This is a genomic window from Chromobacterium piscinae (genome assembly GCF_021129175.1).
GTDB classification, from domain to species: Bacteria; Pseudomonadota; Gammaproteobacteria; order Burkholderiales; family Chromobacteriaceae; genus Chromobacterium; species Chromobacterium piscinae.
Genome location: NZ_JAJOHV010000026.1, coordinates 63,514 through 76,393 on the forward strand (window position 1 = coordinate 63,514; position 12,880 = coordinate 76,393).

Below are 12,880 nucleotides of genomic sequence, written 5' to 3' on the forward strand. Positions count from 1 at the left end.
TTCTGGCTGTGGGTATGGATAGCGAATCGGCCATTGTAACCGATTTTCCCGCCATTTTCGCCAAGCGGCCGATTCCTCGCTCCGCCCACCGTTCGGACGGAGCCGGCGGACTCAGCTCGACCGCTCCAGCACCGCCTCCCACAGGGCTTTCGGCAACGCGTATTTGCCGCTGACATGGTGCTCCAGCGACAGAATGCGCCAACCGCCGGCGAACAGCTCGCGCACCGCCCGCTCATTGAAAAACCGCTTGGGCGCGCCGTCCACCAGATAATAATCCTGCGCGATTTCGGGATGGCCGCTGGCGCCGTAATGATGGTCGTCGGCCGCGTTCAGCCGGCACAGCAGCTTGCCGCCGGGCGGCAGACACTGGCGGATGCGCTCCGCGATCTCCACCGTTTCATCCCAGGGAAAATAATGCAGCGACAGACTAGCCACCACCGCGCCCGGCCGCACGCCGCCCAGTGGAAACGGCTGCCGAACATCCCGGCAATGAAACTTGCCGCCGGGCGCGCGGCGAGCTGCGGCGGCAATCGAGTCAGCAGATAGATCGAAGGCGATCAACTCCAGCCCCGCGCCGAGCAGCTCGACCGAATCCTCGCCCTCGCCGCAGCCTATCTCCAGAACCGGCCCCTGCCTGCCCGCCTCCCGCAGCAATGGCAGCCAGCGCGCCAGCCACGGATCCCGGCTCTCGGACGGGTCAGGCCGGCTCACGGATCTCGCCCAGAAAATCGGCCAGCGGGCGGCGCTGCCTGCCCACAGCGTCGAAATTGCCGTTTGCCAGATAAGCGGCAAAAGCCGGCTTCAACGCCTGCCATTCGCCATCCAGCATGGAAAACACGTGGGTGTCGCGATTGCGGCGCTTGACCACCATGGCCTGCCGCAAAGTGCCCTCGAACTGGAAACCCAGGCGGCGGGCGGCGGCGGCGGAAGCGGCGTTGCGCGAATCGCAGCGCCATTCGCAGCGGCGGTAGCCCAGCTCGAACGCGGCCTTCAGCAGCAGGAACGCCGCCTCGGTGGCCAAGCGGGTGCGGCGCAGCGCCGCCGAAAAATTGACGTGGCCGATCTCGATCGCCCCGTGGGCCTGGACCATCTGCCGATAGCCGAGGAAACCCAGCGGCTGTTCCGAGTCTTTGGCGCACACGATGTAGAGCGCGGTGTCCGACTGCGCCACGGTCAGCGCCAGCCAGGTCATGAATCCATCCTCATCGGCGAACGGGCCATAGGGAAGATGCTCCCAATGCTCGTCGTCGCCGGCGAACAGCCGGAACAGCGCCGCGCCATGGCGGGGCGCGTCCAGCGGACGCAGGGACACGGTCTCGCCATGGATGGGGGCCTCTGGCGCCTTGCCGGCGGAACGCCAGTCGGGCAGAAGCTGGATCGGGGGAATGTAGGACGGGAATATCTGCGGAGAATGCATGCTCAGGCGGCCGTTTCTGTTTTTTCTATGGAAATGGCGGGGCCCGGCCGCCGCGAACGCGGCGCCGGATCGAAAAAACAAGGTCATTTTGCTACAAAACGGCAATCCGCGTTACCCATTTCGAGTTTGGCGCGGACAGACTCATGCCAGAGTCCTGCCGGTCAGCCGCTCCAGCTGCCGCAGCGGCGACTTGGCCGGGTCGTCCATCTTATCCAGCGGCAGCCACAGCGTCTGCTCCAGCATGAACTGGCCGGACATCACCGCGTGGGACGCGTGGTCGGAGAAGCAGATCCAGGCGCCGCCCGGCGCGAACGGCACCGTCTGCTGCGGACAATCGCGCTGGTAATCCAAATCGGCCTTCATCGCGTCGTGCAGATGCAGCATGATGTGGTCGTAGCCGCTGCGCTTGCGCTTGGTGATCTTCAGCGCCGCCAGCAGCGCGGCCGAGCCTGGCCATTGCGCCGGCACCCGCGGCAGCATCTTTTTGGCCATCTCCTCGAACGGCTCGCCGACGCGCCACACTCGCGGCTCGCCCGCCGGATTGATGTTGCAGAACACGCGCAGGATGCGCTCGCCGTAGGTGGGGCGGGACGGGAAGGCGTCCACGTGCAGGCGGCTGTCGTCCTTGCGCCACGAGGTCTTGCGGTCTTCCACCCGCACCAGGCGCAGGCTGGTGGGCGCGGCGCGGGTCTTGCCCTGGTATTCCGGCAGCACCCGAGCCAAGAGGTCGGCCGCCGCCTGCTGATAACGCGAGACCAGCGAGCGCACCGCGCGCTGCGCGTCATCCCCGCCCAACACGCCGTGCAACGCGCCGTTGTCCGGCTCCAGGCTGATGTTCTTGCGCTTGGGATCGGCGATGGCCGGGTTCAGCAACGCCTGCTCGGCGGCATCAAGCGTAAAGCCGAAATCCGGCACATGCAGCACCGCGCCCGCCTCCAGCCTGCTCACCAGCCCTTGGTCCCCGTCCTTCACTCCGACAATGCGTTCCGCCATGATTTCGTCTCCCATCCCGGCAATCATCCAATATTTCGAGAGGCGCGGGCTTGCCGCGCCGCGCAAACCGGCAAGGGTACACCCAAAGCCGCCGCGCCGGCAGCCCCGTCCCAGAGCAGGCCGGCCAGCGCCTTGATTCGCCTGAAAAATCCCCGCGCGCAAAGCCCCTACCGCCATGCGGGCGATTGGCGAGAATAAACAGTTGTTTATGCTGATTTTTTTGCCAGAATGCGGCATAATGGCCGGCTGCCTGAATTCGACGTGAACGCATGACTACTCCGCAAGCCAAACCAATCGATTCCTACCGCAAGTACTGGGCCAGCCGCTTCGGCACCGCCCCGTTCCTGCCGATGACCCGCGCCGAAATGGACGAGCTGGGTTGGGACTCCTGCGACATCATCCTGATCACAGGGGACTGCTACATCGACCATCCGAGCTTCGGCATGGCGCTGGTGGGCCGCCTGCTGGAGGCGCAAGGCTTTCGCGTCGGCATCATCGCCCAGCCGGACTGGCACAGCGCGGACGCGTTCCGCGAACTGGGCAAGCCGAATCTGTTCTTCGGCGTCACCGCCGGCAATATGGATTCGATGATCAACCGCTACACCGCCGACCGCCGCGCGCGCTCCGACGACGCCTACACGCCGAACGCCGAGCCGAACAAGCGCCCGGACCGCGCGGTCACCGTCTACGCGCAGCGCTGCCGCGAGGCCTACCCCGGCGTCGGCGTGATGATAGGCTCCATCGAAGCCAGCCTGCGCCGCATCGCCCATTACGACTACTGGAGCGACAAGGTGCGCCCGTCGGTGCTGGTCAACTCCAAGGCCGACATCCTGCTGTACGGCAACGCCGAACGCGCGCTGGTGGAAATCGCCCACCGCGCGGCCAAGGGCGAAAAGCTGTCCGAGATGCGCGACATCCGCGGCACCGCCTTCATCGTGCCGCACGGCTGGCGGCCGGACGACGAGTGGCAGGAGATGGATTCCAGCGTGGTGGACATCCCGGGCCGCGTCGACCCGCACCTGAACCCTTATCAGGACATTCCGGAGCAGGCGGCCGAAGCCACCAAGGGCATCGATCCGTCCAAGCCGCAGGTGATCCGCATCGAATCGCGCGAGGAGCGCCTGGCCAAGCGCCGCGCCGAGCGCGCCAAGACCGTGATCCGCATCCCGGCCTACGAAGCCGTCGCCCACGACCCGGTGCTGTACGCCCACGCCAGCCGCACGCTGCACCTGGAATCCAACCCCGGCAACGCCCGCGCGCTGGTGCAGATGCACGGCGAGCGCGACGTGTGGCTGACGCCGCCGCCGATCCCCCTCGTCACCGAGGAAATGGACTTCGTCTACGGCCTGCCCTACGCCCGCAACCCGCACCCGGCCTATGGCGACGCGCATATCCCGGCCTGGGAGATGATCAAGTACTCGGTCAACATCATGCGCGGCTGCTTCGGCGGCTGCACCTTCTGCTCGATCACCGAGCACGAAGGCCGCATCATCCAGAGCCGCTCGGAAGAATCGATCCTGCACGAGATCGAGGAAATCCGCGACAAGACCCCGGGCTTCACCGGCCATATCTCCGATCTGGGCGGCCCGACGGCGAACATGTACCGCTTGAGCTGCAAGGACCCGAAGATCGAGCGTTCCTGTAGAAAGCTTTCCTGCGTGTTCCCGGACATCTGCGAGAACCTGAACACCGACCACAGCCACCTGATCCAGCTGTACCGCAAGGCGCGCGCGCTGCCGGGGGTGAAGAAGATCAACATCCAGTCCGGCCTGCGCTATGACCTGGCCGTGCGCTCGCCCGAATACATCAAGGAGCTGGTGCAGCACCACGTCGGCGGCTATCTGAAGATCGCCCCGGAGCACACCGAGGACGGCCCGCTGTCCAAGATGATGAAGCCGGGCATGGGCGCCTACGACAAGTTCAAGGAGCTGTTCGAGCGCTTCAGCCGCCAAGCCGGCAAGGAACAGTACCTGATCCCCTACTTCATCGCCGCCCACCCGGGCACCAGCGACGAGGACATGATGAATCTGGCGCTGTGGCTGAAGAAGAACAACTTCCGCCTGGACCAGGTGCAAACCTTCACCCCGACGCCGATGGCGATGGCCACCACCATGTGGCACACCCGCCGCAATCCGCTGAAGCGTTTGAGCCGCAGTTCGGAAAAGGTGGACGTGGTGCGCGACGGCTACCGCCGCAAGCTGCACAAGGCCTTCCTGCGCTACCACCATCCGGACAACTGGCAGATCATCCACGACGCGCTGATCCAGATGGGCCGCAGCGACCTGATCGGCCACAGCAAGCACTGCCTGATCCCGCCGACGCCGCCAGGCGACAAGGCCGCCGCCGTGCGCCACAAGATGGGCGCGCCGATGAACCGCGGCAAGTCTCCCGGCGCGCGCCAGCCGCAACAGGGACAGCGCGCCAAGCCGGCCGCAGCCGTCGGCTCGCATGGCCAGGGAAGCCGACCGGCCTCAGGCAAGCCGCAGGCTGGCCGCTCGCCGGCCAAACCCGGCGGCAAGACCGGCCGCAGCCGCTGACGCGGCCCAAGCGAAAAACGCCGCCTTACCGCGGCGTTTTCCTCGCCGCCGCACCCGACATGCCAATGCGCTGGCGCCGCGCCCAGACTAGGGGCACAATGTTGCGAGCGGCATGCCATAAACGGTAACACTCGACCGCGAAACTGAATGCCGTTGCAAGGTGCCCCTCTCCCCATCGCCAAACCGCTCTCCCCCGGGAGAGCGGTTGGGGAACGGGGCCGCAAGACGCCCACTCGACACCTCCGCCCACGAGAAACCGCCATGATCCGCATCCCCTTCGACCACAGTTACGCCCGCGACCTGCCCGACGCCTGGGCGCCGGTGCGGCCGGAAACGCCGCCGGCGCCGGAGCTGCTGTACTGGAACGCAGAGCTGGCAGACGAGCTGGGCCTGGAGACCGAACAAGCCAGCGAAGCCGAGCTGGCGCGGCTGTTCTCCGGCGCGGATGTCCCCGAAGGCGCGCAACCGATCGCCCAGGCCTACGCCGGCCACCAGTTCGGCGGCCTGTCGCCGTCGCTGGGCGACGGACGCGCGCTGCTGCTGGGCGAGGTGACGGACCGCAACGGCCAACGGCGCGACATCGCCCTCAAGGGCAGCGGCCAGACGCCGTTCTCGCGCCGCGGCGACGGCAAGGCCGCCGTCGGGCCGATGCTGAGGGAGTTGATCGTCGGCGAGGCGATGCAGGCGCTGGGCATCCCCACCACCCGCGCGCTGGCGGTAACAGCCACCGGCGAGCCGGTCTACCGCGAGCGCCCGCTGCCCGGCGCGGTGCTGGCCCGCGTCGCGGCTAGCCATCTGCGCGTCGGCACCTTCCAGTACTTCGCCATCCGCGGCGAAACCAGCATGCTGGAAAAGCTGGCCGACTACACCATCGTCCGCCACTATCCGGAGCTGGCCGGCCAGGACGGTCGCCACCTGGCGTTGCTGGCCGCCGTGGCGGAGCGCCAGGCGGCGCTGATCGCCCGCTGGATGCATGCCGGCTTCATCCACGGCGTGATGAACACCGACAATATGGCGCTGTCTGGCGAAACCATAGACTACGGCCCCTGCGCCTTCATGGACGCCCACTACCCCGGCACCGTGTTCAGTTCGATAGACCACCAGGGCCGCTATTCCTACGGCAACCAGCCGGCCATCGCCCAGTGGAACCTGGCCCGCTTCGCCGAAACCCTGCTGCCGTTGATCTCCCCGGAAGACCCGGCCGCCGCCGTGCCGGCCGCGACCGAAATCGTCGAAGGCTTCGAGGAGCAATACCAGCGCCGCTGGCTGGAGCAGGCGCGCCGCAAGCTGGGCCTGGAGGGCGAGCGCGACGGCGATCAGGCGCTTGCCGACGACTGGCTGGTGCTGCTGGCAGCCCACGGCGTCGACCACACGCTGGCCTGGCGCTACCTGGCGGACGAAGCGGAGGGCAAGGGCGAACGGCTGGCTGCGCTATTCCCGTCTCCGGACGCGCTGGCGCCGTGGCTCAAGCAATGGCACGCCCGCCACGTGCCGCGCACCCGCCGCCCGCCCGACATCGCCGCCGCGATGCGCCGCGAAAACCCGCTCTACATCCCGCGCAACCACCTGGTGGAAGAAGCATTGGATGCCGCCAGCGAGCGCGGCGACATGGGGCCGACGCTGAAGCTGCTGGAAGCGCTGCGCCAGCCGTTCGCAGAACGCGGAGACCTGGAACGTTACACATTGCCGGCGGAGCCGGAGCTGGCGGAGGGATATAGGACGTTTTGCGGGACGTGACATGGAGCCAGCCAACCTGACACAGCGCCAAGCCATACCGGATGACGAACCGCTGGCTTTCGATATTTTCGAAGCGGCGATGAGGCATTACGTGGATCTGACATGGGGTTGGAACCAGGACTACCAACGGCGCTGCCATCAAGAACACTTCAATCCGGATCATCACCAGTTGGCGATGTCGGACGGGAATCCCTGCGGACTGATCTGTGTGGAAACGCACCCCACGCATCTGCAGTTGGTCAAACTCTATCTGCTGCCGACATTCAGAAATCGAGGCCTGGGCACCTTGCTATTGCAATCGGTGATCAGACAAGGACGAATCGAAAACAAACCCGTTCGCCTTCGCGTGTTGCAAGTCAACCAGCTTGCCCAGGCATTTTATTCCAGGCACGGTTTCAAGATCATCGACGAGTCTCCGGAACGGCTCTACATGGAATACTCGCACTAGCGCGCCAGGATTCGGCAGGCACCCGCAAACGTCAAATCAACGCCTTCACCATCACATAATCATCCATCACAAAGCCGTTGCCGATATCGGCCGCCACTTCCTCGCGCACGGAAAAACCGCGCTTTTGATACACAGCAATGGCGTCGGTGTTGTGGCGATTGACGGTCAGCATCAGCGTGGCGCAGTCCTTGGCCCGGGCCGCCGCTTCCACTTCGTCCATCATCCGGCCGCCCAGCCCCCTTCCCCGCATCTTTTCCAATAGATACAACTGCTCCAACTTCATCTCGCCGGGAGGCTCGGCCAGCGCGTAGCTGCAATAGCCTATCAGCCGTCCCTCCACCCGCAGCAGGCGGAACCAGCGGTCCGGCGCATCCAGGTAGCGGCTCAGCTTTTCCGGCGTGTAGCGGCCGGACACCATATAGTCGATCTGCTCTCGGCTGATCATGCCGATGAAGTGCTTGCGCCAGATGGAGGCGCCCAGCAAGGCGATGGTTTCGAAATCGTCGGCAGTCAGCGGATGGAGGGTGAAAGTGGCATTCATCGACGCAAGCTCCTGGAGGCGGGTGGCATGACAGGGGAACGCACTATGGGATAGGACGAAAACATTCTCGAATGGCTCGCCCAGGCTGTCCAGCGCCGAGAGACAGATACAATCACGATGCAGACCATCATTGCGAAAATCCGGCCCGCCGCGCATAAACAAGACAATGCCCTCCAACAAGGGAACCGTCCATGGCCGCCACCCTCAAGCTGTCACAACTGATCAGTTCGCTCAGCTACGCGCTGGACATCACCGAAGGCCAGCCCGAGGGCCATTGCGTCCGCAGCTGCTGGATAGGCATGCATATCGGCCGCGCGCTGGGATTGGCCCCGCAGGAGCTGTGGGACCTCTACTACGCCATCCTGCTGAAAGACCTGGGCTGCAGCAGCAACGCCGCCCGCATCTGCGAGCTCTACCTGACCGACGACCGCAGCTTCAAGCAGGACTTCAAGCAGGTGGGCGCCAGCCTGCCGCAGATGCTGGGCTTCGTGTTCAGCAACACCGGCACCCACGCCGCCGGCTGGCGCGAGCGCGCGGCCTCCATCGTCAACGTGCTGCGCCGCGGCAAGGAAATGGCGGATGAACTGATCAACACCCGCTGCCACCGCGGCGCGGACATCGCCCGCCAGCTGCGCTTCAACGAAAACGTGGCCAACGGCATCCAGTATCTGGACGAGCATTGGGACGGCTCCGGCCGTCCGCTGGGCCTGCAGCGCGACGCCATCCCGCTGAACGCCCGCATCGCGCTGCTGGCCCAGGTGATAGACGTGTTCCATGTCACCCACGGCCGCCACGCGGCGCTGGACGAGGCGGTGCGCCGCGGCGGCGGCTGGTTCGACCCGGAGCTGGTGGCCGCCTTCCGCGGCGCCGGCCGCGACACGGCGTTCTGGCAGCGGCTGGAATCCGACGACATCGAACGCGCGGTGTTGGAGCTGGAGCCGGCCCAATGCACGGTGCCGCTGGACGACGACTACATGGACGAGATCGCCGAGGGCTTCGGCCAGGTGGTGGACTCCAAGAGCCCGTTCACCGCCGGCCACAGCCTGCGCGTCGGCCACTACGCCGACCGCATCGGCGAGGAACTGGGCCTGAATCCACAGCGGCGGCGCTGGCTCAAGCGCGGCGCCTTGCTGCATGATGTGGGCAAGCTGGGCGTCAGCAACACCATTCTGGACAAGCCGGGCAAGCTGACGCCGGAAGAATGGGAGGCGGTGAAACTGCACGCAGGCCACACCGAGACCATACTCGGCCGCATCGAATCGTTCTCCGAGCTGGCCAAGGTGGCCGGCGCCCACCATGAGCGCCTGGACGGCAAAGGCTATCCCCGCGGCCTCGCGGCCAATGAGATCGCGCTGGAAACCCGCGTCATCACCACCGCCGACATCTTCGACGCCATCCATGCCGCCCGGCCCTATCATCCGGAGAATCCGGTGCCGGAAACGCTGGCCATCATGCGCGAAAACCTGGGCAGCGCGCTGGACCCGGCCTGCTTCGAGGCGCTGGAGGCCGTGCTGCGGGAAGAGGACGCGCTGGAAAGCGATGTCATCTGCCTGACCTGAGCCCGCCGGCCTCCCTTCCGGCTTTCCGATGCGCGACAAATTAGACCGCCTCGCCGCTGACCTCAAGCTGGATTCGCCGGAGCGGGAACCCCTGCGCCTGCGCTTCGGCCTCGCCTGCGCGCGGCGCGTCGCCCATCTACTGGAAAGCGAAGATATGCGCGCCTGCTTGGACGGCCTGGAAAGCTATCTGAAGGGAGAGATGAGCCGCGACGCCCTGAACGCGCTTGCCGCCCGCGCGGCGAAGCTGGCCGGAGCCCATCCCGGCTCCCTCTCGCTGGACGGCTGCGGCCATGCGGCGGTCTCGGCCAGCTACGCGGCTGCCCGGGCCCTGGCCGGCCAGGCGCGGCAAGCGGCCGAATACGCGGCCTACGCCGCCGTCTATGGCCAGGGCGGCTACGGCGCGGCGATGGAACCGGAGTCGTTCGAGCCTGAGTTTGAATGGCAGGCGGCTTGCCTGGCCGAACTGGCGCGCGCGATGAAAATCGGCTGACAATAGGCCTTTTCTCCTCCGGACCGTTCACGCCATGCCTGCGCACCGGATACGCCAAGCCAACCCCGCCGACCTGCCCCAGATGAACCAGGTGGCGTTCAAATCCAAGGCTCACTGGGCCTATACCGCGCGCCAGCTGGAAGCATGGCGCGAGGACCTGACGACGCAAGCCGACACCCTGGCAAGCCATCCCACCTTCGTCGCGGAAATGAGCGGCACAGTCGTGGGCTTCGTCCAGCTGAACCCGCGTACCGCGCCATGGCGCCTGGAATCGCTGTGGGTGCTGCCGGAATGCATGGGCCGCGGCCTGGGCAAGGCGTTGCTGGCGCGGGCTCTGGACATCGCCCGCGCCGCCGGCCAGACCGACATCGCAATAGACGCCGACCCCAACGCGCTGGGTTTTTACCTGTCCCGCGGCGCCCGCCGGCTGGCCGACGTCGCCGCGCCGATAGACGGCCAACCCCAGCGCGTCAGGCCGCAATTGCTGCTGGCCACCTTGCCGCCGGCCTAGCCGGGCCAACGCATCAGGCGTACGCGTCGATCCCGCGCGCGGGAGCCCGCGCAACGGCAGGCCCCTCGCCGGGGTGGCTGCTCCGCCAGTTCTGATAATCCTTCCACGCTTGCCCCAGCCGCTGGCTGGCGCTGCTGTCGCCCTGCATCGGCGTCAGCTCCACCCCCAGGCGATGCAGGATGCGGAAGATGCCGTCCACATCTTTCTGGCTGCGGAACTCCGGTTCCGCAGCCTCCGCGTTGCGCGCGCCTTGCTGCTCGACATGGGCCCATCTTTCGAAAGCGGCCTGATCGCCGGCCTGACCCAGGCTGTCGGTCGCGGCCGCCTTCACCCTATCGTCGCCCTGCAGCGCCTGGTGCAGCGCCTGCAAACGCTCCAGCACGCCCTGCCCTTGCTGGTCGTTCCGTACCCGCCCCTCCACATTGACCAGGTCGGCCATGCCTCCCGCGGTCGCGTATTGCGGGGTCAGACCCTTAGCCTTCATGTCCGCCAGCCAGCTCAGATCGCGCTTGTAGTAGCTCATCGGGTCCACCATCCCGCGCTGGGTCAGCGGCAGCAGCGATTCCGCGTCGTCCTCGGACAACACACCGCCGGTCCGCAGCAATTGGCTGTATTGCTTGACCTGCTCCACCGACAAGCTCGCGATATCGGCGCCCTTGATCAATCGCAGCATCGACAGGCTCATGCCGTACTGCGCCTGCGCCTGCAACCCCGCCATCGCTTCGGCCGCCTTTTTCGCCGGGCTGGCAGGCGCTTGCTGCGGCAACTGCTCGCCCACCGCTTCCGTCGACGGCTTGGCCGCCTCCTTGAAAACCTTCTTGTCCGCCTCGTCCGCCGGCTTCAGATCGATGCCGAGCTTGTCGCCCGGGTGCCGGAACTGCCACGTCCGATGCGCCTGCAGCGCCTGCCGGGCCCAAGCGCCATCTTCCAAATCGGAAGATGGCGGCGGCAGCTCCATGCCTGCGCGCCGCATGGCCCGGCCTATCGATTCCGCGGTTTCCTGGTCCACAAGCAGCGCTTGACCATTGGCATCGGCCTTCTCGGCCGATCGCGCCCAGCGTTCCAGGTTCAGCAGATCTGTCGCCTGCGACATGCCGTCGGCGGTGGCGGACTGCACGTCGTCCTCGCTCTGCAAGGCGTCATGCAGCGCCGCCAGCTTCTCCAGCGTTTGCTGCGCCCTCTCGTATCCCTTGATCGCATAATCGGCGAAACGCAGCGACACCTCTCCCGCCTTGACGCCGGCCATCTCGTCATCGCGCCGCTTGGAAAAAATCTCCAGCGTGTTGACCTCGCCGGAACCCTTCCAGCCTTTGTTCGCGATGTCGGCGCGAATCACCGCGGCCGTCTCGCCGTCCATCTCGTCATTCGCGCCCAGGATCTCCGTCAGCGCGTACAAATCCCGTCCGGACATGCTGCGCACGTCGTATTGCTTCAACAGTTGCAGCGTCCTGGTGCTCAAGCCGTAGCGCGATTCCGGCGTGCCGACAACGCGGCCGTTGAGATCCTGCAACGGTTCGGGCTTGCCGCCGCCTTCGTCCGCGACGCCCTGGACTCGGCTGCTGAAAACGGCGGCCGCTTGCGGCCGGAAGGAGACGGTCAAGCCATTATTCACAATCATGATTCTGCCCCCGAATATTCAACCACTTTTCATATCGGCCATTTCAATGCAATATTTAGTCAAAATTTAAACAAAATCAGCAATCCAGAAACCAAACAGCGCGCCAGTGCGCACTATTCACAAAACCGCTTGCAACCATGCACTTCATCTTCGACATAGACGGCACCCTCTGCTTCAACGGCGCCAGCATCAGCCCGGCCATCCAGGACGCGCTGGCCGAGCTAGAACACCAGGGCCACCGGATAGGCTTCGCCTCCGCCCGCCCTTACCGCGACATGCTGCCCTTGCTGGACGAGCGCTTCCACGACGGCCTCTTCGTCGGCTCCAACGGCGCGATGACCTGGCGCCGGCGCACGCTGGTGGATCTCACGCCGCTTCCGAACGACACGCTGGAACAGCTGTTCGAACTGACCGAACGCCATGCCGCCTCCTGGCTGGCGGATCTGGACTGGCATTACCACTACAGCGGCGACCCCGCCCATCCCTTCATGAGCCTGGTGGATCCGGGACGGCTGGCCCGCCACGTGGAACGCGGCGCAGTACGCCGGGCCGCGAAGCTGCTGATCACCGACTGCGCGGACAGCGACGGATTGCAACAGGCGCTGGCGCGGCGATCCGACATCCGCATTCATCACCACTCTGACCAACAGATCGTCGACATCACCGCCGCCGGCGTGGACAAGGCGGCCGCGCTGGCCCGCCACGGCATCGCGGCGGACGAAATGGTGTGTTTCGGCAACGACAGCAACGATATCCCGATGTTCGCCGTCGCCCGCCACTCGGTGCAGGTGGGCGAGCACGCGCAGCTCGGGACGCTGGCGACGGAACGGATCGCGCGGGGCGATGACACCGAGGAACAATTGATCGCGACCATGCGCCGCCTGGGCGAGCGCTTTGCCGCCGCTTAGGATTCGGCCAGCGCGCCCAGGCTCGCGGCCATCACCATCGCCAAACCGGCTAATTGCAGGGGCAAGGCGAAGATGGTGTCGCTGCCCTTCTGCGCTGGCATGTAGCCGCCGTCGGGCCGCG

Annotated in this window: 12 protein-coding genes; 7 read left to right on the plus strand and 5 right to left on the minus strand. The window is 66.1% G+C overall.

Annotation, left to right across the window (positions count from 1 at the left end; genetic code table 11):
• Positions 1-111 precede the first annotated feature (111 nt).
• From LQR33_RS09630 to LQR33_RS09640, 3 genes are all read right to left on the minus strand, one after another.
• Complete coding sequence (locus tag LQR33_RS09630) at positions 112-711, minus strand: class I SAM-dependent methyltransferase (RefSeq protein WP_231468707.1); 600 nt, start codon at positions 709-711, stop codon at positions 112-114.
• The gene (locus LQR33_RS09635; RefSeq protein ID WP_231468709.1) at positions 698-1,417 is read right to left on the minus strand and encodes a GNAT family N-acetyltransferase; all 720 of its coding nucleotides are present in this window, start codon (positions 1,415-1,417) and stop codon (positions 698-700) included. Before LQR33_RS09635 ends, LQR33_RS09630 begins: the two co-directional genes overlap by 14 nt.
• 141 nt (positions 1,418-1,558) lie before the next feature.
• Positions 1,559-2,410, minus strand: a complete 852-nt coding sequence (locus LQR33_RS09640) for a Kdo hydroxylase family protein (protein ID WP_221664829.1) — start codon at positions 2,408-2,410, stop codon at positions 1,559-1,561.
• A gap of 269 nt (positions 2,411-2,679) precedes the next feature.
• Between LQR33_RS09640 and LQR33_RS09645 the strand changes: the two genes are divergently transcribed.
• The 3 genes from LQR33_RS09645 (at position 2,680) to LQR33_RS09655 (ending at position 7,132) form a co-directional block, all read left to right on the plus strand.
• On the plus strand, positions 2,680-4,947 hold the full coding sequence (locus tag LQR33_RS09645; protein ID WP_231468711.1) for a YgiQ family radical SAM protein: 2,268 nt from the start codon (positions 2,680-2,682) through the stop codon (positions 4,945-4,947).
• 261 nt (positions 4,948-5,208) lie between these two features.
• The gene (locus tag LQR33_RS09650) at positions 5,209-6,684 is read left to right on the plus strand and encodes a protein adenylyltransferase SelO (RefSeq protein ID WP_221668651.1); all 1,476 of its coding nucleotides are present in this window, start codon (positions 5,209-5,211) and stop codon (positions 6,682-6,684) included.
• Between the two features lies 1 nt (position 6,685).
• Positions 6,686-7,132: a GNAT family N-acetyltransferase gene (locus tag LQR33_RS09655; RefSeq protein ID WP_076225838.1), complete on the plus strand. Its 447-nt coding sequence runs from the start codon at positions 6,686-6,688 to the stop codon at positions 7,130-7,132.
• 31 nt (positions 7,133-7,163) lie between these two features.
• Here LQR33_RS09655 and LQR33_RS09660 read toward each other — a convergent pair whose 3' ends face one another.
• The gene (locus tag LQR33_RS09660) at positions 7,164-7,673 is read right to left on the minus strand and encodes a GNAT family N-acetyltransferase (RefSeq protein ID WP_231468713.1); all 510 of its coding nucleotides are present in this window, start codon (positions 7,671-7,673) and stop codon (positions 7,164-7,166) included.
• A gap of 191 nt (positions 7,674-7,864) precedes the next feature.
• On the opposite strand from LQR33_RS09660, the gene LQR33_RS09665 reads away from it, so the two are divergent.
• From LQR33_RS09665 to LQR33_RS09675, 3 genes are read left to right on the plus strand one after another with little or no spacing between them, the layout of a single operon-like run.
• Positions 7,865-9,232 carry an HD-GYP domain-containing protein gene (locus tag LQR33_RS09665; protein ID WP_221668650.1) on the plus strand — a complete coding sequence of 456 codons (1,368 nt, stop codon included), beginning with the start codon at positions 7,865-7,867 and terminating at the stop codon, positions 9,230-9,232.
• A 28-nt stretch (positions 9,233-9,260) separates the two neighbouring features.
• Positions 9,261-9,722: a hypothetical protein gene (locus LQR33_RS09670; RefSeq protein ID WP_166438460.1), complete on the plus strand. Its 462-nt coding sequence runs from the start codon at positions 9,261-9,263 to the stop codon at positions 9,720-9,722.
• Between the two features lie 34 nt (positions 9,723-9,756).
• Positions 9,757-10,233: a GNAT family N-acetyltransferase gene (locus tag LQR33_RS09675; RefSeq protein ID WP_231468715.1), complete on the plus strand. Its 477-nt coding sequence runs from the start codon at positions 9,757-9,759 to the stop codon at positions 10,231-10,233.
• A 13-nt stretch (positions 10,234-10,246) separates the two neighbouring features.
• On the opposite strand, the gene LQR33_RS09680 is transcribed toward LQR33_RS09675, so the two are convergent.
• Complete coding sequence (locus tag LQR33_RS09680) at positions 10,247-11,851, minus strand: hypothetical protein (protein ID WP_231468717.1); 1,605 nt, start codon at positions 11,849-11,851, stop codon at positions 10,247-10,249.
• A 137-nt stretch (positions 11,852-11,988) separates the two neighbouring features.
• Here LQR33_RS09680 and LQR33_RS09685 point away from each other — a divergent pair, with 137 nt between their 5' ends.
• Entirely contained in the window at positions 11,989-12,759 is a 771-nt protein-coding gene (locus LQR33_RS09685; RefSeq protein ID WP_221664835.1) for an HAD-IIB family hydrolase, read from the plus strand.
• Positions 12,760-12,880 lie beyond the last annotated feature (121 nt).